The sequence below is a fragment of the Thermoanaerobacterium sp. R66 genome (assembly GCF_028895185.1).
Lineage (GTDB): Bacteria > Bacillota > Thermoanaerobacteria > Thermoanaerobacterales > Thermoanaerobacteraceae > Thermoanaerobacterium.
Map to the genome: position 1 here is coordinate 1,623,414 of NZ_JAEUWW010000001.1, position 22,445 is coordinate 1,645,858.

19 protein-coding genes and 1 pseudogene are annotated in these 22,445 nt (G+C 33.4%); all 20 read right to left on the bottom strand.

Going from position 1 to position 22,445, the window contains the following annotated elements; genetic code table 11:
- Window positions 1-36: 36 nt before the first annotated feature.
- Window positions 37-698, bottom strand: a pseudogene (locus tag JJQ93_RS08285) (ABC transporter ATP-binding protein).
- 18 nt (window positions 699-716) lie between these two features.
- On the bottom strand, window positions 717-3,272 hold the full coding sequence (locus tag JJQ93_RS08290) for an ABC transporter permease (protein ID WP_274893425.1): 2,556 nt from the start codon (window positions 3,270-3,272) through the stop codon (window positions 717-719).
- 284 nt (window positions 3,273-3,556) lie between these two features.
- Window positions 3,557-4,084, bottom strand: a complete 528-nt coding sequence (locus JJQ93_RS08295; protein WP_274893426.1) for a hypothetical protein — start codon at window positions 4,082-4,084, stop codon at window positions 3,557-3,559.
- Between the two features lie 311 nt (window positions 4,085-4,395).
- Entirely contained in the window at window positions 4,396-4,818 is a 423-nt protein-coding gene (locus JJQ93_RS08300) for a hypothetical protein (protein ID WP_274893427.1), read from the bottom strand.
- Between the two features lie 43 nt (window positions 4,819-4,861).
- On the bottom strand, window positions 4,862-5,416 hold the full coding sequence (locus tag JJQ93_RS08305; RefSeq protein WP_274893428.1) for a hypothetical protein: 555 nt from the start codon (window positions 5,414-5,416) through the stop codon (window positions 4,862-4,864).
- A gap of 279 nt (window positions 5,417-5,695) precedes the next feature.
- Window positions 5,696-5,884, bottom strand: a complete 189-nt coding sequence (locus tag JJQ93_RS08310) for a hypothetical protein (protein WP_274893429.1) — start codon at window positions 5,882-5,884, stop codon at window positions 5,696-5,698.
- A 111-nt stretch (window positions 5,885-5,995) separates the two neighbouring features.
- Window positions 5,996-6,730, bottom strand: coding sequence for a YiiX/YebB-like N1pC/P60 family cysteine hydrolase (locus tag JJQ93_RS08315; RefSeq protein WP_085111863.1), 735 nt, complete (start codon window positions 6,728-6,730; stop codon window positions 5,996-5,998).
- A gap of 101 nt (window positions 6,731-6,831) precedes the next feature.
- The gene (locus JJQ93_RS08320; RefSeq protein ID WP_274893430.1) at window positions 6,832-7,590 is read right to left on the bottom strand and encodes a TSUP family transporter; all 759 of its coding nucleotides are present in this window, start codon (window positions 7,588-7,590) and stop codon (window positions 6,832-6,834) included.
- 31 nt (window positions 7,591-7,621) lie between these two features.
- Complete coding sequence (gene dusB / locus JJQ93_RS08325) at window positions 7,622-8,593, bottom strand: tRNA dihydrouridine synthase DusB (RefSeq protein WP_274893431.1); 972 nt, start codon at window positions 8,591-8,593, stop codon at window positions 7,622-7,624.
- A 151-nt stretch (window positions 8,594-8,744) separates the two neighbouring features.
- Entirely contained in the window at window positions 8,745-12,371 is a 3,627-nt protein-coding gene (locus JJQ93_RS08330) for a 5'-nucleotidase C-terminal domain-containing protein (protein WP_274893432.1), read from the bottom strand.
- 460 nt (window positions 12,372-12,831) lie between these two features.
- Window positions 12,832-13,758, bottom strand: a complete 927-nt coding sequence (gene murQ / locus JJQ93_RS08335; RefSeq protein WP_274893433.1) for an N-acetylmuramic acid 6-phosphate etherase — start codon at window positions 13,756-13,758, stop codon at window positions 12,832-12,834.
- A 4-nt stretch (window positions 13,759-13,762) separates the two neighbouring features.
- A complete protein-coding gene (locus tag JJQ93_RS08340) occupies window positions 13,763-14,845 on the bottom strand; it encodes a DUF871 domain-containing protein (protein ID WP_274893434.1) in 1,083 nt (360 codons plus the stop codon).
- Window positions 14,846-14,882: 37 nt separating this feature from the next.
- Window positions 14,883-16,256, bottom strand: coding sequence for a PTS transporter subunit EIIC (locus tag JJQ93_RS08345; protein ID WP_274893435.1), 1,374 nt, complete (start codon window positions 16,254-16,256; stop codon window positions 14,883-14,885).
- A 117-nt stretch (window positions 16,257-16,373) separates the two neighbouring features.
- Window positions 16,374-16,856: a PTS sugar transporter subunit IIA gene (locus JJQ93_RS08350; RefSeq protein WP_085111824.1), complete on the bottom strand. Its 483-nt coding sequence runs from the start codon at window positions 16,854-16,856 to the stop codon at window positions 16,374-16,376.
- 11 nt (window positions 16,857-16,867) lie between these two features.
- On the bottom strand, window positions 16,868-17,710 hold the full coding sequence (locus JJQ93_RS08355) for a MurR/RpiR family transcriptional regulator (RefSeq protein WP_085111825.1): 843 nt from the start codon (window positions 17,708-17,710) through the stop codon (window positions 16,868-16,870).
- 129 nt (window positions 17,711-17,839) lie between these two features.
- On the bottom strand, window positions 17,840-19,150 hold the full coding sequence (locus JJQ93_RS08360; RefSeq protein WP_085111826.1) for a 6-phospho-beta-glucosidase: 1,311 nt from the start codon (window positions 19,148-19,150) through the stop codon (window positions 17,840-17,842).
- A 41-nt stretch (window positions 19,151-19,191) separates the two neighbouring features.
- Window positions 19,192-19,515: a PTS sugar transporter subunit IIA gene (locus JJQ93_RS08365; RefSeq protein ID WP_274893436.1), complete on the bottom strand. Its 324-nt coding sequence runs from the start codon at window positions 19,513-19,515 to the stop codon at window positions 19,192-19,194.
- Window positions 19,516-19,540: 25 nt separating this feature from the next.
- A complete protein-coding gene (locus tag JJQ93_RS08370) occupies window positions 19,541-20,632 on the bottom strand; it encodes a DUF871 domain-containing protein (protein ID WP_274893437.1) in 1,092 nt (363 codons plus the stop codon).
- A 119-nt stretch (window positions 20,633-20,751) separates the two neighbouring features.
- The gene (locus JJQ93_RS08375) at window positions 20,752-22,065 is read right to left on the bottom strand and encodes a PTS sugar transporter subunit IIC (protein WP_274893438.1); all 1,314 of its coding nucleotides are present in this window, start codon (window positions 22,063-22,065) and stop codon (window positions 20,752-20,754) included.
- A 38-nt stretch (window positions 22,066-22,103) separates the two neighbouring features.
- Window positions 22,104-22,409 carry a PTS sugar transporter subunit IIB gene (locus JJQ93_RS08380; protein WP_274893439.1) on the bottom strand — a complete coding sequence of 102 codons (306 nt, stop codon included), beginning with the start codon at window positions 22,407-22,409 and terminating at the stop codon, window positions 22,104-22,106.
- Window positions 22,410-22,445 lie beyond the last annotated feature (36 nt).

Consider the following 22,445-nt stretch of genomic DNA (forward strand, 5'->3'; position numbering starts at 1 on the left):
CTCTATCCCCCGATTAAAACTTAAATAATATTATCTCTATTGTATTTCTCCATCAACGATAGATAATATTCTGTCTGCACTTTGTGCTATATTTTCATTATGTGTTATCAATACAAGTGTCTGATTATATTTTTTAATAGAACTTTTTATCAGGTTCATTACTTCACCTGTCGTTTTTGTGTCTAAATTCCCCGTGGGTTCATCTGCTAATATTATACTGGGCTTTGCTGCCAATGCTCTGCCTATTGCCACTCTCTGCTGCTGCCCTCCTGAAAGCTGATTTGGTAAATGTCTTTGTCTTTCTGTTAACCCTAAAAATTCTATCAAATCATCTATATATTCTTTATCTGGTATTTTTTTATCTAGTCTTACTGGCATTTCTATATTTTCTCTTACATTTAATACTGGTATCAAATTGTACTGCTGAAATACGAATCCTATATTTCTCCTCCTGTATATAGCTAATTTGTCCTCAGATAGCTTATATATATCCACACCATCTATCTCAACTGTTCCTTCTGTTGGTTTATCAAGTCCTCCTAATAAGTGGAGCAATGTTGATTTTCCACTTCCGCTTGGTCCTACGATTGCCAAAAATTCACCTTTTCTACATTTATGTTTATATCCTTTAGTGCGTGTACTTTATTTTCACCCTTTCCGTAAACTTTGTTTAAATTTATCGTTTTTAATATAACCATATATAAAGTGCTCCTCTCCTAATTTATTGCGATAATAGATTCTACTATACTCATACGCTTTACTCTTCTTGATACAATAAATGTAGCTGAAAATCCTAAAAGGATATTTATTATTATGATGAAAAGATATATTTTCCAATCAATTGTAAATTTTGGAGTGATTAAATTTGGACCTAAGTATTTAAATAATATCACCTGTCCAGTCAGTCCAAATATCACAGACAAAATACTTGAAAATATTCCATATGTCATACCTTCAAATGTTATCATCTTTCTGAATTCTTTATTTGTAATGCCAACGGCTCTTATCATTCCAAACTCATTTACTCTCGATATTAAACTGTAACTTACATTATTGATTATATTTAAGAAGCTTATGGCAAATAGTACTATTACTATGGTATTTATAAATATAAGCTGATTTGTCGCAAATGTTTTTATCTTCTGCTTTTCATTGCTTAGATTTAAAACTGTTGCTCCCTGTGTTCTTTTAGCAATTTTTAAAATCTGATTGTACAATTTTTCACTGTTATAACCTGGTTTTACATTTATATCAATGAGTCTATAATTTTTAAATCCGCTTATTTTCTGTAAAATATCGTTAGATATGACAACTTGAACACTATTATTGCCTGCATAATAATCGGAAGAATCTATTAATTTTTCTACTATTGCTCCTACAGTAAATTCTTCCTCTTTAAATTGTGCATTTGCATCTTCCATTCTAAAAAATTCTTCTCCTGTATCCCCATCTTTTCTAAAACTTTCCGTTATCTTGTCTCCAACTTTTAAATTCACCACATCAGGACTTAAATGTTTAGTGTTCATTGGATGAGGTATAGCAATGATAGCAATTTTTTCCTTTTTCATTTTTTCTATGTCTATCTGTCCTTCTTTTACATATTTTTTCATCTCTTTAAGAAGCTTATCATCATATCCATAAATATCATTTTTCAATATGTACTCGTCACTATTTTGTTCTTTAACAAGCAGGCCATTAAGTACTTCTTTAAAATAAGGAGAGTCATTTATCTGTTCAAAATATAAAGGCTCAGCTATATTTTCTTTTTTCAGTTTCATTCTCCCGTATATCGGCTGTATTGTTTTAACTTCTTCTATACCTTCTAAGTTTTTTATTTCTTGGATGTCTTCAAGGGGAATACCCACTGATAAATTTGTACCGGGTACTATTTCTATTTTATAATCGGTATTTATCTTTGATGTTTCGGCCTCTTTATTTATTTGAGCTGCTGTAAGCTCTGCATAAAAATTTGATACTATGAATATAGTGCTCCCCAAGCACATAGATAGAATTATCATATAGAAACTTTTTTTATTTCTAAAGATGTTTCTAAGTGAAATGTATTTTGAAAATGGTAGAATTCTATATAAGAAATCTGTCTTAATTAATACTTTTTTGTATTTTATATCCGTGTTTAAATTTTTTCTTATTGAGTCAATAAGCGTTAGCCTTTTTACGCTTCTATATGTAACCAACGTAACTATAATTATAGAAATAAGGTTAATTATTATGGACATCAAGAAAACTCTCGGAGATAGAACTATATTTTTTATGTCGACTTTTCCTTCTGTGAATAGATTTCCTGCTATTGAACTTAAAAGTTTCGCTCCCGCAAGACCACCCACAATTCCGATTGGTGTGCTAATAAATAGTAAGGTTAATAATTCATAAAAAAGCAGCATCAAAATTTGTAAGGAACCTGCTCCAACTGCCCTCATTATTCCATATTCAGATAGCCTTTGTAATATGGCTATATTGAAAATGCCTAAAATTACTATTAATGATACTACCCCTGCAATAAGTGATATCAATAAAAAAGTAGGATCTAATTTTTCGCTGGTTCCTAATGATTCCAGAAGCATATTATTTTTTCTCACATATTTATTATCTATTTTCAAGTCCTCGGCTATGTTTTGTATATCTTTATTTATGTCAGTATTTTCATCAAACTTTACATAAACTTGTGCATCTTTATAAGAATCATTTTCATTTAGATTAAGGATGGCTTCCATCTGCCCTGATGATTTTAACCGTGGCCTGTCTTGTAAAATCCCGGTTAAAATGTATGTTTCGTTAGTCTTTTTTCCATATAAATTGAAATTAATCTTAGTACCTGGCTCCGGATTTACCCCCATGTTTTTTAAAACCCATTCTTCTATAGCTATTTCATCATCTTTTACCGGAAACCTTCCTTTTATTACCTTAGAATTAGTTAACTGTACATAATCTTTATTTGCCTTTATTATATTTAGAATTATTCGCCCATCAGGTACAGTAGAATCGTAATATGAAGAGATGCCAACTTTTTCAACATTCGGTTCATTTTTTATCATTTTGAGTTTTGATTCATCTATATCGATATTATACCTAACATGGTAGATTCCGCTTTCATATTTTGTTTTAGTTACATTAGCATGCTTGGCACTATCAGCTAGAGTTCCAACTCCTACTATTAATGCTGTACATAAGATAATGCCAAGACAAATAGCTAATGATCTTGATCTATACTTTTTTATATATGCTGAAATTACTTTAAAAAGATATTTATTCATTTTTGCCTCCATTTTAAATTTATTGTAGGATCTGTCATCGAACTGGTAAGCCCTGCTTTTACGCATCTTTTATAGGATAATCAAAGGTATTAACCAAAAGATATATTAAAACGCCATTTATTATGAGACATTTGCTCCACTCCTATGATTAATATTGTTATAGTGTGATAACAACATATTAATACCATAGAAGTGAGCATTTGTCTTTATTTTTTATTAAATTTTTTCATGTAAGTTTATTATTATGGTAGTTTATGTCAGTGAATTTTCTCATCTATAGTATATTATTTTAATTTTAAACTTTTTGCAATGTTTAAAGCAGTTTGTTCATTAACATCAGCAGTATTAAAATATAGGTCATAAGCAATCTTTTTTTCCTTGATAATAAAAAACAGGTTTACCTGCTCGGTTACAGTTGTTTCACCAGATGCAGCCGGAGGTGTAATTTTAAGTTTTTCCTTCACTACTTCCGTAAAAAATCCTTCAAGTGTTTTTGATTCGATAACTTCTGAATGGTTTGGCTCAAGCTGTGAAATTGGTTGTTCTGGATAATATCCCAGAATATCCAGTCCACCTATCTTTTTGTTTTCTTTCTTGAATGCAAGCATATTCCCATCTAATTTCTCTGCTGTCCATTCTTTTGGAATTGAGATTTGATAAAAATCGGTCTGAATGTTTTGTTTCAATTGTGTATTTGGGGATTGATTCAATTGCTGTTCATGATTAGTGTTAAGTTTTTTGGTTTCATTTGAGCAAGATGTAAAACTCAACAAGAATATGACTGAAAATAGCAAAATAAATAATCGATTCATTTACATACCTCCTCTCATAATATAAGACAAATTTTTAAAAGATTTGTTACAGTTTTTTATAAAAAATTTTTTTAAATGAGGAAATTGCACAATTAAGCTTTTAACTAGGATAAAATGTACTGACTAAAAGATATATTAAAACGCCATTTATTATAATGAAGAACCATATACTTAGTAAAGCCATTCTAATGTTTTTATGATACACGTACAATTCATAAATTGCAATATTACATGCTATTAATGCTATACTTATCAAAGTTCTAAAAATGATCATGGATTACGCTCCTTAAAATTTATCTATAAAAAATGGATTAATATATCTCACATTGATTTAGCAATACCGAACTTCTTTTATTATCGTATTTTATAATCACTGTATATTTTTGATTTTTATATTTTTTATAAAATTCGTCTGACTTTAATTCGACTTTGTATTGCCCAAATTTAAACTTTGGATCAGGAATGTATCTTAGTCTACCGGTAAATAAACGTTTATTGTTAATAACAATGTCAACATTGATTTCATCAGGTATCACAAAATCCTCATTAAAAGGTTGAATTATTAGTTCACTATAATGAGGTACAAAAATTGTCAGAAATACTAACCAATAATGATTAGCACCTTTTAAATTTACTGAAGTATCTGGTGGATATTGCGGCGTACATGCACTTAACATAAATATTGAAATTATTATCATAATAGCAATAAATATTTTTGAAAATTTTTTATTCATCGAGAAAGCCTCCTTAACATATTTGCAATCATCTAACAAAAATTTATGGGAAATACACATTTCGCTTTAAATATATTTTTTTGCCCATTAATTCCACAGCATTACCACTTAATTTCTTTACTGAAATATCATAAACATGATCTTTTCGAAGTAAATTTTTAACAAGCAAAACACCTTTTATGACTTCTTTTTCCTGTCTAACTGTTATTCCATAATCAGTAGTAGCACCAAAATTTGTTCTATAAACCACAACAGAACTTGATTCAAACCTAATATTGTGAATTGGCATAAACGCCTCATTTACATTAAGAGTAATAGTGGTAAATAAAATAATGACTGCAATTGTTGCACTTATTACTATTAATATTATTGAAATCACACTATTCACTATCTTTGCAGAAATATGTTTAAATCTAAAGCCATTTATTAACAGTATTAATGGTATTATCTGAATACACAAAGAAAAAATATCGTTTAATCTTAAAGACTTAAATCTTATAAAAGGATAAAAGTAATCTAAATTCAATATCCATAAAATATAAATAGCCAATAGAGTCATATGGATAATGTATTTATTATTTCGAACTAAACTATTCACTAATATCACCTGCCTTCCGTTTAAATCCATTATCATTCTTTCCAATCTAAAACAGATGGAAAAATGCAATCACATCTTTTCCATGTTTGCAATACTTATCAATTGGATTAAATTTATTTTACAAATTCATTCTCTCACAATATAAAACAAATTTCTAAGGAATTTGTTACAGTTTTTTATAAAATTTTTTTCAAAATAAAAAAGACCATTAAAGGCCATTAATACATTTTCCACATATCTTGGTTCTACAAGTCTAAAAGATATCATAATTTTTGTTCATCAACTGTGTCTTACTATTATATATCCTAAATATAGCATCAATATGGTGATAATAATACTCTCTATATCATTTATGCTAAAAGAAAACTTGGCATATTCTATTTTCATCACAAACCCAAACGCATTCCATAGCCCAACCAATATTAAAAGCCCTCCACCAAACCTGAATTTCCACTTATCGTAATGCATTAAACATCCCCCTATTACAATAACAAAACAAAATTATAATTTCCTAAATTATACATCACAAACCTATAACATTCGATTGCATTTTAAAAGGCAGGTTAAAATCCTGCCTTATTAATTAGAATACTCAAACACTTCTGTTTCTTTTGATGTGAAGATGTCAATTGGCAACACCCAAAAGCCTCCATTTCCATCTATGTCTATTCCTGATGATTTTTTGTATGCGGACCATGGTACTTTTGAGCAATACCAGTTTTCATCATCGTTTTTGTCAGCCCTCCAATTGTATGGCTTTCCAACAAACTTTGACACTTCATCAACAGCTTTTACTCTTTCTTCTATTGTGGCCTTTGGAACTGTCAGACCCCATGCCTCACTGAAATTTTCTCTGTAAAACCTTATTGTCTCATAAATCACGCCTTGGTCTGGTTCTGCCGTCAATAGGCATTTATCGTCGATGCTTCCATGATATCTCCTGCTGTCAAATATCGCAGCATGTCTTATTGCACCTTGCACGTGAAAACCTGGACTTGTAGCAACTATTATGTCTCCAATTGTAAACTTGTCGAATGATATACTGTTTTTATAAACAATCTTTTCACTGCTTCTTGAAGGAAATTTCACACCAAATACTTCTTCAGAGTTGATATTTTTAATTAAATCGTATAAACTTACATAGAATTTATTTACTTCTCCTGCATCAAATGGTTTTGATATCATGATAGCTCCATTTAAGGTGAGAAATCTTTTATAAAAGTCCTCCTTTTTAAAGAGGTTTTTCCTCTTTAAGTTTTCTTTAAAATTAAACTCTTCAATATCCACACCAGATATTTCAATCTGTTTCGGCATTTCACTGCTACTTGATAGATACTTACTGTTAGGCAGTATGAGCATTCCTACATCCCCCTTCTTCATAATCTATGCTGTCATAGAAGGGTTTTGTGCATGTCTCATTTAACAATATCAAATACCATTTTTATTGCGTACGCAATAGCAACACATATGAGTATAGGTCTAATCAATTTTGCGCCATTTTTTATTGCTACTTTCGTGCCAAATCTGGCACCAATTATCATAGCTACTGCCATAGGAATTGCTGCAGAATAAATTATCTTACTGCTTATAGCAAATAGAACTAATGATGTAACATTGCTTACAAAATTAAGTATCTTCCCATTTCCAGCGCTTATTCTAAAATCATACCCCAGTAATATTATAAATAAAAAAATGTAAAAAGAGCCTGTACCAGGTCCAAAAAAGCCATCATAAAAGCCCAAAACTATTGATATAATAAGTCCAATTGCTATCGTCTTTTTATTAACACCTTTAAAATTATTTACATTACCAACATTTTTCGATAGCAATGTATATATTGCAACAAATATCATCAATATTATTATGATGATTCTCAACTTTGAACTGTCCAATGACAAAACCGCTTTAACACCTAAAATTGCTCCTATTAATGTCCCGAAAACAAGATATTTCAATAAGTTGATATCATATACTTTGTATTTTATGAAAGTCATAGAGCTTGTAAAAGACGCACACGTCGATGCAAATTTATTAGTCCCAAGAGCATATGCAGGAGGTACCCCTAAAACCATAAGCCCAGGAAGGCTTATTATGCCTCCTCCACCTGCTATAGAATCAATAAATGCAGCAATAAATCCTATTACACATAATGACAGTACATATTTTAATGACAAGATATCTTCCCCCAAAATACTTGGCGTAATTCTATATAGAACTTTTAATACTAAGTAACAGGTCTTTAACCTCTTTATAGTTAGACATCGTAAATACCATCTGTTTTATCTTTGATGCACCCCGGATACCTTTTAGATACCATGCTATATGCTTTCTCATCTCCAATATTCCTATTTGTTCACCTTTGTATTCTATCATCATGTCAAGATGCCTTAAAATCATGTCAATCTTTTCACTTACGGTCGGCTCTGGCAGAATTTCACCTGTATTTAGATAGTAAAGTATTCTTTTGAAAATCCATGGATTCCCTTCTGCCCCTCTGCCAACCATCACTGCGTCACAGCCTGTCTCGTCTATCATCCTTTTTGCATCTTCCGGTGAAAACACATCTCCATTGCCTATTACAGGTATTTTTAGATTATCCTTGACTTTCTTTATTATATCCCAGTCAGCATTGCCTGAGTAAAACTGTTCTCTCGTTCTGCCATGAACCGCTACAGCTTTTACGCCGCAATTTTCAGCCATCTTAGCAATCTCAACAGCATTTATGTGATCATCGTCCCATCCTTTCCTTATCTTTATAGTTACAGGCTTAATAGAGTTTTTCACTACCGCTTTAATCACGCTTTCTGCCAAATCAGGTTTAAGCATCAAAGCAGAACCATCGCCGTTTTTCACTATCTTAGGCGTTGGGCATCCCATGTTTATATCTATCACTTTTGCATTTGACGCATTTAATCTCTTTGCAATTTCACCCATTATATAGGGATCAGAGCCAAATATCTGAAGCGCCACATTTTCATCATCATCTATGTCTGTAAGGAATTCTGTATTCTCGCTGCCATAGTAAAGGCCTTTAGCGCTGACCATTTCAGTGTATGTAAATCCACAACCCATCTCACTGCATATACGCCTATAAGGCTTATCTGTGACACCTGCCATAGGCGCCAAAAACACATTGTTTTTGATTTCTACGTCTCCTATGTACAACTTCCTCTTCATTCCCTTCTTGCTAAGTCAACATTATCATATTTATTCTCCTATTATTCTATCATTATATTTGTCTCTATCCAACTGACTTTTATGCTGTTTATGTATGGCAAAAGGGAAAGCTGCCATCTTAAAGCTTTCCCTTTTTGCTAAGTTTATCTTTCTATTTTGTGTATTTTGCGTAAACAAATCCGTATATGCCGTTATACTGAACCTTATACCATCCGTCGTATTCGCCGACTACTTTTAATTCATAGCCGTACGGTACTGCTCCTATTTTTAACGCGCTTATGGAATTATTTAATCTGACATTAAGTCCGTCTTTAGCAGTCACCTTCACCGATTTTAATACGGTTACATTTGATAAATCTGGGGACGAAGCTACATACTTGCCGTATACATAACCTGTCTTTCCATTGTAGTCAATTTGATACCAGCCATTATTTTCGCCTACTATGTTGATAGATTGTCCAGCCATTAATACGCCTATAACTTTGTAATTTGTACCAGCACCTAATCGCACATTTAAAGCTGACGCTGTGACAATGCCTTTACTTACAACATTTCCTTCTGAAACTGGTGTCTTAGATATCGTCCAGTAATTGTCGACAACGGGATCTATAGTTCCTTTCATCTTTATATAACTTATCATCAAATTTCTTACCTGTCCATCATCACCATAAGCTTTAGCCGAGTCAAAGACTACAACAGGATTTGTTATGCCTGCTGCCTTCATGAAACCTCCGCCGCCATTAAATCTGTAGTTGTTTATTGCAACTGTAAACACATCGTCGTCTTTCACCGGTTTACCATTTACCGTAAGGTTCTTAATCCTGTTTCCGACAGGCTGTGTAAGATCTATCGTGTAACTTGCTCCATAAAGCTGATCAAGGTTGTAATCCGGTATATTGAGGGTCTTATCCTTTGTTATAGGATCATCTGAAGATTTGACCTGCTGATAATATCGGGCAGACCATTCCATCCAATCCTTTAACTGCTTACCAGTCATCTTTATTCCGTACAAATAATTTTCAAACACATATACACTCATCATGTCTTGTATTGTAACATCGCCTTTTAATATCTGAGCAGTGCTACTTAATGGTGCAGCTATTGAAAGATCTGTCTTTGCATAGTATTTTTGCACCTTGTTTATAAGATCCATCAAGGCCGTTTCCTTTGTCAACTGATCTTTCCCTAAGAAGTCACCAGAAGCTGTGCCTATCTTTGTTCCTACGTATTTAAGCGTCGCTTCTTGGTATGGCTCTGCAAGCTGCATTATGTTTTCATCAGGCTGTATAGAGCTATCCATTGCAACAGCTTTGCTTGTCTTGCTGTCAATTACCCATTTTCCATTTTCATCTTTAGATATGTTGAAATCTATCCTTGAAACGTATTGCCCCCATTTGCCTGGCTCTGTCACTATTACATCTTTGCCTTCTGGGTTTTTAAATGTATCCATTTGTATTACAGCATGTGTATGGCCCGCTATTATCGCATCTATCCCATTTACACCTTGAGCTACAGCTTTTACCTGATTTTCCGGTATGGTATCTGATGGGCTTTCCTCACCGGAGTGCATAGCAACAACAACTATGTCTGCGCCAGCAGCTCTCACTTTAGGCACCCATTTATTTGCCTCTTCTACAAGATCATTGAATTTAAGCCCTGCATAATGAGATTTGTCCTCCCATGAAGGAATTTCTTTTGTAGTAAGTCCTAATATGCCTACTTTCACATCACCCATAGGTGTAGTTATCGTCTTAATATAGTAAGGCTCTACAAAGTTGGTACCATCATCTTTGTAAGTATTTGCAGACAAGACATGAATGTTTTCTTTCTCCATATCAGCGATTACTCTGTTTAATACATCCAATCCATAATTGAATTCGTGGTTGCCTAATGTCCACGTATCGTAGTGCATAGCACCCATAGCTTTTGCCATCGGATATTCAGTCTTCGTGTCAATTTTATCGTAGTAGTATGAAAGTGGCGTGCCTTGAATCGTATCGCCATTGTCTACTAATACGACGTTTAGATTTTCAGACCTTACTTTGTCAACATAACCTGCCACTTTCGCAAGGCCCTGATTAGCTTCTTTTGCACTGCTGTAGTCCCATGGTACCAGATTCCCATGTACGTCAGATGTGGCTAAGACTGTTATAGTCGTCTCATTAGAAGCTATCATTGTAGCTGGAGATATCCTATTGTCTATTTTTGCCGTTATATGACCTTGTGCTTTTACAGCATCGATAAATGCATCTCTCACCAATTTCTGCGTATCTATGTAAGATTTCTGTACATCGGGATCAGTAAATTCTGTAAAGCCATCTCCACCAGTTCCCATGAAATTATTGGTCGCTACAAGATATCTTGCATTCATATCTATTGGTGTACCATCAGATTTCTTCATGTCAAATACTCTATTCATAGATGGCTTATTCGGATCGTACTTAAATGAAAGACCTGCAACCTGAATCCCTTTGCCACCATCCTGAACAGCTTGTTCCAATACCTTCTTAATCTCTGCACCAGTCATGCTTACTGTGACAATGGTATTGTCAAATGGCATCAACGTATACATTGTTCCAACAGTGATATCGCCTTTTAATACGTCTGTTCTAAGTCCGCCATTGTTTCCAAAAGCAAAATCCGCATTTACAGCGTCCTTAACGACTTCTGACGTCCAATTTCCTAAAATCGAATCTCCAAAAGGATTTGCACTTTGAGTTCTCGTCAAATCTACATCTGCAGTGCCAATGACCTGGCTAAATAGTGGTCCAGCATCTTGTATGGCTTTATCGACTATGCTTTGAACATCTTCGTCAACTATCGGTGTCTTCGTATTGTAATAGCTGTAATCATCGTTGTAAACCATATCTCCTGTGCTTACAGTTCCATCACTATTTACTGTTATCTTAAGATCTATAAAGCCCATACCTGCATTGTTGGCGACACCTACAGGGATTCCATTTACTCTCGTTGTGACAATCGTATGTGTATGACCGCCAAATATGGCGTCTACGCCTTTTACGCTCTTTGCAAAATCAATGAGATTACCTATTGTCTCACCTGTATTCTTATCAGTCGTAGCTCCCATATGTGCTAAGACGACTACAATCTGCGCGCCATCATTTCTTAACTGCTGTGCAAGACTATTTACGATCGGCACAGGATCTTTAAAATCTACATTGCTTATAAGAGATGGCAAAATTATAGATGGGAATTCTTTGTTATCAACGATGCCGATGATACCGATCTTTACTCCATCTCTTTCAATTACAACGTATGGTTTCGTGTAACTTACAGGTTTGCCTGTAGTTTTGTCGTATACATTAGCTGCTAAAACAGGTATCGTGGATCCTTTTAAGACTGCGTTTCCTGTATCGATGACAGAATTAATGCCCCAGTCGTACTCATGATTTCCTAATGCCATCGCATCAAAGCCTATGCTTTTCATCATATCGATGACAGGCTGTCCTTTTAAAACGTTTGAAAGAGGCGTACCCTGAAACATATCTCCGCCAGATAGTATGACAGTATCAGGATTTGCTGCCTTTATGTCCTTTATCCTTTTTGCCAGTACCGATCCTCTCTCCTGAGTGATAGGCGTTCCATCGCTTAATTTACCTGATGCTTGCAGATACCCGTGGAAATCAGTGACTTCTACAAAATCAAATGTCTTTGATGTAGCTGCGTATGATATCTGAGACATACTTGAAAATACCATGCCAAATACCATCACAAATGTCAAAATGATACTTAAAACTTTGCCTCTACCTTTCAACATATGAACCCTCCTACTCCTCTTATTATTTGAAAATATTTTTAAGTATAAACACAATCCCCCCTTATGTCATATTCGTTTAAACACTGATGCATTGGAAACGTAGATGTGCATTAACTTAAAGTCAAGAAATTTTAGCTGCTTTGATGAATGGTGCAACTTCTTACATATTTAATATAACAGACAATTGTAAAGTTATTATTAAGCAAGCGTTAAGACCGTGTAAACTTAAACTTGTGTAAGATTTTAATTGTAATATATCAGATGTCAGACAACTTTTAATATAATTTTATATCTTTATAAAAACAATTACAAACTCCAAAAATTGCTTCTATCCAAAATTTATGTACATATATCTTAAAAATCCTCTCAATATTAAAAAATTATTCCAATTTGCTATGAATTTAAAAGCTGAAGAAAATATTTTCTTCAGCTAAAAACAACGCTATACATCATATTTGCATTATGCATTGATAGTAAAATTTCTTTTCAACCTATTTTCTTTCAACGCTTTTTCTATATGACCTTCTGCCTTTTCCAAAAGTTCCTGAGCTTCAGGCTTTTTAAGGCCTGTAAGTATCATTAGTATAGTCAATTTAACATCATAACCTGTCTCATTTAATATCTTCTCAATAGCAACGTCATCAGCTCCTGTTGCAAGTTTAACTATCCTCCTTGCCCTGTGAATTAATTTCTCGTTTGTCGCCTGTACATCAACCATCAAATTGCTGTACACTTTACCAATCTTTATCATAACTCCCGTAGAAATCATATTTAATACAAGCTTCTGAGCAGTTCCCGCTTTCATCCTAGTGGACCCCATAATAACTTCAGGTCCAACAACAGGTGCTATCATTATATCAACTAGATTTTTCATCTCAGAGTTTGGATTACACGATATGCCTATTGTCGCTGCTCCAATTTCTTTAGCATAATGAAGTGCGCCTAAAACATAAGGTGTTCTTCCACTGGCTGCAATTCCTACCACAACATCATTGTTGGATAAATTTCTTTCAATCAAGTCCAATCTGCCAAGTTCTATATTATCTTCTGCGCCTTCGACAACTTTTCTTATAGCTATGTCTCCACCCGCGATAATTCCCTGTACCATTTCTGGAGATACGCCAAATGTAGGAGGGCATTCAGAAGCATCAAGTATTCCAAGCCTGCCACTTGTACCAGCACCAATATATATAAGCCTTCCGCCCTTTTTTAATTTTTCCGCTGCAATATCTATAGCTTTTGCAATATTGGGTATTTCTTTTTCTACAGCCATCGGAACTTTTTTATCTTCCTCGTTTATTTTTCTTAACATATCCTCTGTGCTTAACTTATCTATATCCACTGTATCCGGATTCCTTCCTTCGGTCATTAGTACTTCTAAGTTCATGATATCAGCCCTTTCTAAACTTGAATTTTGCGCCTGGTTTGATTAAATCTGCTAGAATGTGCTCTTCTTCAGGTATATATCCTACTACATTTACCCTTTCATCTTTAGGTAAATCAACCATGCAGATATTTAGCTCTCCAGAATACCTTTTGAAATTTTCATTGTCTATTGTTACACAGTATTTTTTTCTATCGATACAGTTATGGGCTTTTATTTTCATTCCAATTTTTGCATATCCTCTTGATTCTTCTGATCTTACAATATATTCTGACGAATCAGACCTATTTGTATGGATACAATTAAAAATCAAATCTTTTTCACAATCTATAATATCATTAACTAAATTAATTTTTAATTCAATGACATTATTATCAATTGACGTAACATCATTCATCTCATCAAAAGATGCATACGCATCTCCAAAGTATACATCATCAATCCCTGAATAGATTAAATGTTTTGCGGCTATATCTGGTTTTATATTTCTATGAATTTCAAGAGTCGGTAATCCTTCACATATTGGACCTCGTTTACCTTTCTGAGATGGAATAAATGCCGAAACTTTAAGTCCATAGCTTTTTATCATCAAAGTTTTTTCTCTAAAAAACTCGTACGAAAGCCCTGTATATGGTTTAGGATAAAAATTGTGGCAGGCGCTTAAATTTTTCAAATCAGCATTCCTATTTATCAAATCATTTATTTGTTGTTTTGTTATCGTGCTTGCATTTAATTCGATTTTTATGCCGTATTCATTTTTAGTCATTTCAACAATTTCATCTATCGTAAATCCATAATCAAGTCTCAAACAATCTATCCCTAACTCATAAAATAATTTAAGGTTGTTTGGTGACGACCCTAATATATTCATAGTAACAGGTGAAATATCTATTGTAAGTTTCATGTCTAATAATTTAATATACTCCACTAAATCTTTAATCTCATTTATTTTTCTTCCATATTCTATCTCCGGAATATGCATTGATGTAAATACAGAACATATGCCCAAACCTTTTGCCATTTTAATATATTCTTTATTTTTTTGACTTGAAAAGTCATCCGTAGTATAAACAGATACGCCAAATGCCATACAATCAACTCCTTAAAGGGGCAAAACGCCCCTTTTTTTATGCATCAAAACTAAATGGTTGAGTATCTTTTATCTCTTCATCTACTGGATCTTCAAATCCCAGCAAATAAGTTGCTATAAATCCTGCAATATATGATATAATTAAACCGATAATATAATAAATTATTTTATTTGGTTCTATTAAAGCAGCAAGAGGTATACCAGATATTCCTAATCCTCTTGCTCCTACAACTTTTAATGCTTCAAATGCACCTCCAAAAGCTGCCCCAATACATGCTCCTATAAAAGGTCGTCCGAGAGGTAAAGTAACGCCGTAAATAAGTGGTTCACCAATACCTAAAATTCCAACAAGTATTGAACCTTCTATAATCTTTTTAAGCTGTTTGCTTTTTGTTTTGACATATACTGCAATTGCCGCACCGACTTGCCCAGCACCTGCCATTGCTAAAATTGGAAGCAGTATTGTAACACCTGTAGATTGAATAAGCTGCATGTGTATAGGCGTAAGCCCCTGGTGTAAACCTGTCATAACTAACGGCAAGAAAGTACCTGCAAGTATAAATCCTGTAAATATACCAGCTTTACCTGCAATCGCAACTGTCACAGCTTTGCCTATGGCATCGGCTATAAAACCACCAAGTGGCTGCAATACATAAAGTGTTGCAAAGCCTGCTATCAAAATTGTCAATAAAGGAGTCGCAAGTAATTCTATACTGTTTGGCATCCTCTTCCTAATGTTTTTTTCAAGCCAACTTGCAAATGCGGCTGCAATTAATACAGAGATTATTCCACCTCTACCGACAACAAGTGCACTGCCGCCTATTTTTATATCCGCCAAAACAGGATTATAGATGATACCCGCAAGTATACCACCAAGCGTAGGTGAACCTCCAAATTCTTTAGCAGTATTCATGCCTATCATTATGCCCATATAAGTGAAAATTGTGCTTCCAAACAAACTTAACATAGCCAGCAAATTTTTATCAGCAATCCAGTTAAACTTTGTGGCAACATTGGTTATGCCAAGTATTAATCCACCACCTATTAATCCTGGAATCAAAGGAATAAATATGCTGGCAATTCTTCTTAAAAGAAGTTTAAAGGGTGTTTTGTTTTTTTCATTTATTGCAGCTTTGATTTCTTGTGCATCTCCCAATTTAATTCCTATTTTTTTAGATGCCTCACCTGCTACTTTTGACACCAATCCTGGTCCTAAAATAATCTGCAGCTCTCCTCCTTCTTCGTTGACTTTAATGACGCCCTCGACTTTTTTAAGTGATTCATAATTGATTTTGTCATAATACCTTGCTAACACTCTTAATCTTGTCATACAATTAGTGATTGATACGACATTTTCTTTGCCACCCAATTCCCTAATGATACTTTCGGCTATGTCTTTTTCTCTTGACATTTTTCATCCTCCTTTTTTTTATCTTTGAAAACTTGATATTCTTTACTATCCCCCTTTCATGTTACATTACTTCATAAATAAATTATATTTATGAAAATTTAATTCATGATTAAACAATTAAATAACTGCTTCTATAATATCTGTTTCTCCAGCAGTTACACTACCAATGATTTTATTCATCTCTTTAATTCGCTCCGTATTTATTATGATGATTGGCGATATGAGCGACTTTGCCTTTGATTCTAAAATCAGTTTATTTATTTGCAATAATTTATCTCCAACTTTTACTTTATCGCCTTCATTTATAAATGTCGTAAACCCCTCTCCGTTTAATTTTACGGTATCTACACCAACGTGTATCATTATCTCGATTCCTTCTATTGTCTTGATGCCTATTGCATGTTTTGTTGGGAAAACAGTTGTTATGACACCTTCAACTGGTGATACAAAAATATCCGATTTAGGATTTACGGCTACTCCATCGCCTACAAGCTTTTGAGCAAATACTTCATCTGGAACTTCTACTATATCTACTATCTCGCCATCAACTGGTGCCTTTATCAATAATCTTCTGCAACTTTTTCTGAATATATTTAACATAAAATCCTCCTTCAATATTTTCTTGATGAAACAGCTTCACTTGTATTTTCTAAATATTTAATTATATCTTCATATTTTCTACAAGCAATTACAGAAAACAGTATATCTATGACATTTAATTGTGCTATACGTGATGCCATTGCACCACTTCTAAAAATCGCTTCCGTAGAATATACAAAAAGTTTGATATCTGAAACATTTGTTATGGATGAATTTCCAAATCTTGTTATGCAAATTGTCGTAGCACCTGAATTTTTCGCTATTTTCAAAGCATCTACAGTATCCATTGTTTCACCGGAATAAGATATTCCTACCGCAACATCCCCATTGCTTAGATTTGCAGCAGATGCAAGTTGCATGTGAGAATCGCTGTAAGCTGTACAAGATTTATTTATTCTCATAAATTTCTGTAACATATCTTGTGCAACAATAGCAGATGCTCCAACACCATAAATATCTATTCTATTAGCATTTAATATAGCATCAGCAGCTTTTTGCAGCTCATCTCTATCAAGCATATCCATCGTCTTTTCTATTGCCTGCATATTATTCTTTGATATTTTAACAACGATAGAATTTATATCATCGTTTATATTTACAAAACCTTGAATGCTTTTTGTTTTATATGTATAATCTGCTGAAATTTTTATTTTAAGATCTTGATAACCTTTGTATCCAAGATTTTTGCAAAATCTTACGACACTTGCCTCGCTTGTACCGCTATTTTTCGAAAGTTCACCTATAGATAGTTCCGAAATTTTATCAGCATTTTTTATTATATACTCTGCAACTTTCTTTTCCGACGGCTTTAGATTATTTATAACTGCTTTAATTTTTTCTATATCTCCTGCCATGTTAATGTTTTCACCTCTTCCTATTTATAATTATATTACATGTGAAATAAAATTTCAAGTGTATTTTATTATTTTGTAATTTAGTTTCACAAAATGTCTATAAAAAGCCGGAAAACCCGGCTTTTTTTGTTACCTATATTGTGGCAAGTAATCTATGTTTTCTCTGATAATATCGTCCAAGATTTTTTTAGCTACTGTTGATGATGGTACAAGCGGATGTATTGTTAAAGCTTGAAGTGCAGTATAGTAATCGCCTGTCACACCAGCTTCTATTGTCAATTCCTCGTAAGCTTTCACTGATTGCATCAAACCTCTTATCTTTGTCGGTACATGCCCTATATTTATTGGATGTGCACCATTTTTATCTATCACGGCATTTGTCTCAATAACCACATCATTTGGCAAATCTAAAATTGTGCCATTGTTCTTGACATTTACCACATGAATGTCTTTTTTATCGTTGTATATTGAGTTTATCAGTGAACATGCTGCATCGGAATAGTGAGCTCCACCTCTTTTCTCCAGTTGTGGTGGTTTTACATTGAGATTTGGATCTTTATACAATTCAAACAGCTCTTTTTCAAGCTTTTTGACTTGTTCACCCCTTGTCCCTATCGTTGCTGCATCTTTCTTTTCTTCCTCCAGCATTTTATCTGTAAGATAATAATACCTGTGATATGGGCACGGATACATTCCAAGAGATTTGATAAACTCTGGTTCCCATGGTAAGTCAGGCACATTCTTCATAGACATAGACTTGCCACCTGCAAAGCTATCTATCAATTTCTCTGTTATGTCTTCACCATCCAAATACACATGGGTACCCCATACAAGATGATTAAGCCCTGCAAAATCTATTGACACCCGCTTTACATCTACATCAAGCATTTCTGCAACGCCATATACCATACCTATTGGAACATTACATAGGCCTATCACTTTCACCTTTGTATGCTTTAAAACTGTTTCTGTAATTATACCTGACGGATTTGTAAAGTTAATAAGCCATGCATCTGGAGATAATTCTTCTATATCCTTGCATATATCGAGTATCACCGGTATCGTCCTCTGAGCTTTTGCAAACCCACCAGGACCTGTCGTCTCCTGTCCTATCACATCATATCTTAAAGGTATTTTCTCATCTCTAATTCGAGCATCCAAAAGTCCAACCCTAAACTGTGTAGTCACAAAGTCTGCATCTTTTATTGCCTCACGCCTGTCTAAAGTTAAATGAATATTAATGTCCACACCAGCCTTTTCAACCATTCGCTTTGCGAGATTTCCCACAATCTCTAATTTTTCTTTTCCTTCCTCAATGTCCACAAGGTATAAATCTTTTACAGGCAGCTCATCATACCTTTTTATGAAGCCTTCCACCAATTCAGGCGTATAGCTTGAACCTCCACCTATGGTAGCTATTTTCAAACCTTTTTTAGACATTTAAAGAACTCTCCTTCCCGTAGTTATTTTTGATCCTACGGTTATTTTACACCTTTTGCAGAATAAATCAATTTATACAAATCGATCATCTCAGTAATCAGATCCTTCGCCAAAATCGCAGACATCATATGATCCTCTGCATGCATCAATAGAAGTGTAACTATTTGATGATCACCGTTTGCTTCTTTTTGAAGCATACTTGTTTGTATATTATGAGCTTTAATAATCTCTTCTTCTGCTTTATTAATATAATTTTCCGCCGATTTAAAATCACCATCTTTAGCACTTTTCAGCGCATCAAAACAATTGCTTTTAGCATTCCCCGCATTTAATATAATTTGAAATACAATCTCTTCTAATTCCATTGTTTTGCCTCCTAAACTATAATGACTATTTGCCTTCTACAAAACTAAATTTTGACCATGGTTTTAAATAATCTAATAAAAATATTTCTCTTTCATCGATTCTACCCACAACGTTTGTCTTACCTGTATTTTTAATATCTTTTAGCGCTATTTGTAATTCTCCCGCATAATTTTGATATAAATATGTGTCTATTAATACATCTCCTCTTTTAATATCTGTCACATTGTATGGTAAAAATTTATGGTCTTTATATTTAACTCTGCTTTGAGTAGATCTTAATAAGTATTCTGAAATATCTCCTCTAACAAAATGAAATTCTTCCAATACTATTTTCCTATCTATAGGCGTAATGTTGTCAACTAGGTTTACTCTAAATTCTATTATATCTTTATTTATTTGACTAAGCTTTTTTAGTTCACTTTCAGATGCAAATGCATTACCAATAATCACATCATCTATTAATCCTGTAGCAAATAAATGTTTTGCCTGAATATCGACAGGAAGATCTCTATGCATTTCCAAAGTACAAAGCCCTTCCGAAATAGGCCATGGCCCAAAGTTTGCATCATTTGAACTCACAAATGCAGCAGTCCTTACTCCAAATTCTTTGAATTTACGACTGCATTTATAAAAATGTTCATAACTTAAACCCGTGTATCTATGAGGATAAAAATTATGACATCCAATAATGTTGTATATATTCGGACTATATGATAGAATATTTTCTAAATAATCCGTTCCATTGCTCATATTTAAGACAATTTTTAATCCATGATTATTAAATGTCATTATTGATTCTTCCAATCCGCTATATCCTAAATCGAGCCTTACTCCGTAAAGTCCAATTTCAGACAATTTTTTCAAATTTGTATAAGAAATGTTTAACTTTTTTAATATTTCAGGTTCCACATCCGCAATTACTTTCATTCCAATATCGTTAGAATATTTTACTAAGCTAATAAAATCATTGTAATATTTATCAAAATTGCTATTATTTATAGATATCAAAGTCGTAAACACTATTTCAAACCCGTATTTTGATGCCAGATTAATATATTGCATATTATCTTGCAAACTATTGCTATTCAAATAAACTGAAATACCTAATCTTTTCAATATAATACACCTCAATTTCAATAAAAATAATTATTAATATTGGCATGATAAGCAAAACCTTTTATTGTCAATAGGCAGATTCATTGCTTATCACGCCATTATACAATCAAAATTAATATCTATCTAACTTTTTCTTCCACTAATGCTTCTTCATTTGTTTTATTAGATTTTTCTTCAATTTTTTCTGCCGCTAATACAAAAGGTAAATATATTACTACACTTATAATTAGATTTACTAATGCAAGTATAGCACCTCTAATCGATCCTGTTACCAAAAAGCCTCCTATTATCGGTGGTGTTGTCCAAGGCATCATAGCAATAGTTCTTGGTACTATTCCCAATGATATGGCAAAATAGCTAATAATTGTGAGAATAATTGGTGTCAAGATAAACGGTATGAAAAATATAGGATTTAAGACTAACGGCATACCAAAAATCATCGGTTCATTAATATTGAATATTCCTGGTGCAATAGCTAAATTGGCTATATTCTGCATCTCATTTCTCTTTTTCTTTCTTCTTGATGCAATGTAGATAGCTATAATTAATCCAATGGTTGTGCCGGCACCACCCAAATGAACGAATGCGTCAAAGAATGGCATTGTCACTATATGTGGAATAGCTTTCCCTGCCTTTAATGCAGCTATATTGTCATTTATAGCAGGCAAGTAAACTGCATTTAATATTGGTCCTAATATATTTGTGCCATGTAATCCAAAGAACCATAAAAAATGTATAAGAAATGCAACTACAATTGCAGAACCTAATGTATCAGCTAAGCCAGTTAATGGAGCTTGAATTGCATTAAATATAGCTTGATGAATGTCTGTTAACCCTAGAGCTACAGTTATTGATTTAAACAAAGCCCAAATAGATAATACTATCAAAGATGGCAATAATGCAGCAAAAGATTTTGCAACAGCAGGTGGCACTCCTTCAGGCATTTTTATAACTAATTTTGGATTTCCTAATAAGCGCACAAATATTTCTGTAGAAATAAGAGCGACAATTATCGATACGAATAATCCCTGAGCTCCTAAAAATGCATACGGTATTGCCCAATCTTTGGCTGATGGTGTATACAACATCAATAAAGATGCAAATGACACTAACCCGGCACCTATTCCATTTGACTCATATGACAGAGCCAAATTATAGCTTATTGATACAACAAGTATAATCGACATTACTGCAAAAGTACCATTCCACAAATTCCCACCAAAAGTTGTCCACGATTTGCCAAATATTCCAACCATAAAATTCTGATATGCTTGTATTGGCAAATTGTTTATCAAAACTGCAAATGCACCAGCAAGTATAAGAGGCATTATCATTGCAAATCCATCACGAATGGCAACTAAATGTCTTTCTGAACCAAACTTTGCAGCAATGGGAACAAAATACTTTTCCAAAAAACTCATAATTTTTTTCACATTACACTCCTCCTGCTTATAAATATTAAATTAGTTCTCTACTTTTTTAAGATGCTTAAAGCTTTATTCAAAACTCCTTCACCGTCAACTTTACCGTAAAGTTTCGATTCAATTACATCTACAGCAATTCCCTTTGGTTCAGCAATTTGCTTGATTTTTTCAAGCAAATATCTTACTTGTGGTCCAATCAATATAACGTCTACATTTTCTAAGTTACGCTTCAAATCAGCTTCGGCATAAGCTTCAATCTCAACTTCTACACCTTTTTTGGCTGCTGTATCTTTCATCTTTTTTACAAGCAAACTTGTTGACATCCCTGCTGAACAAACCAAAACTATCTTCATCTAATTTCATTTCACCTCCAATTTAATTTTCTGCTT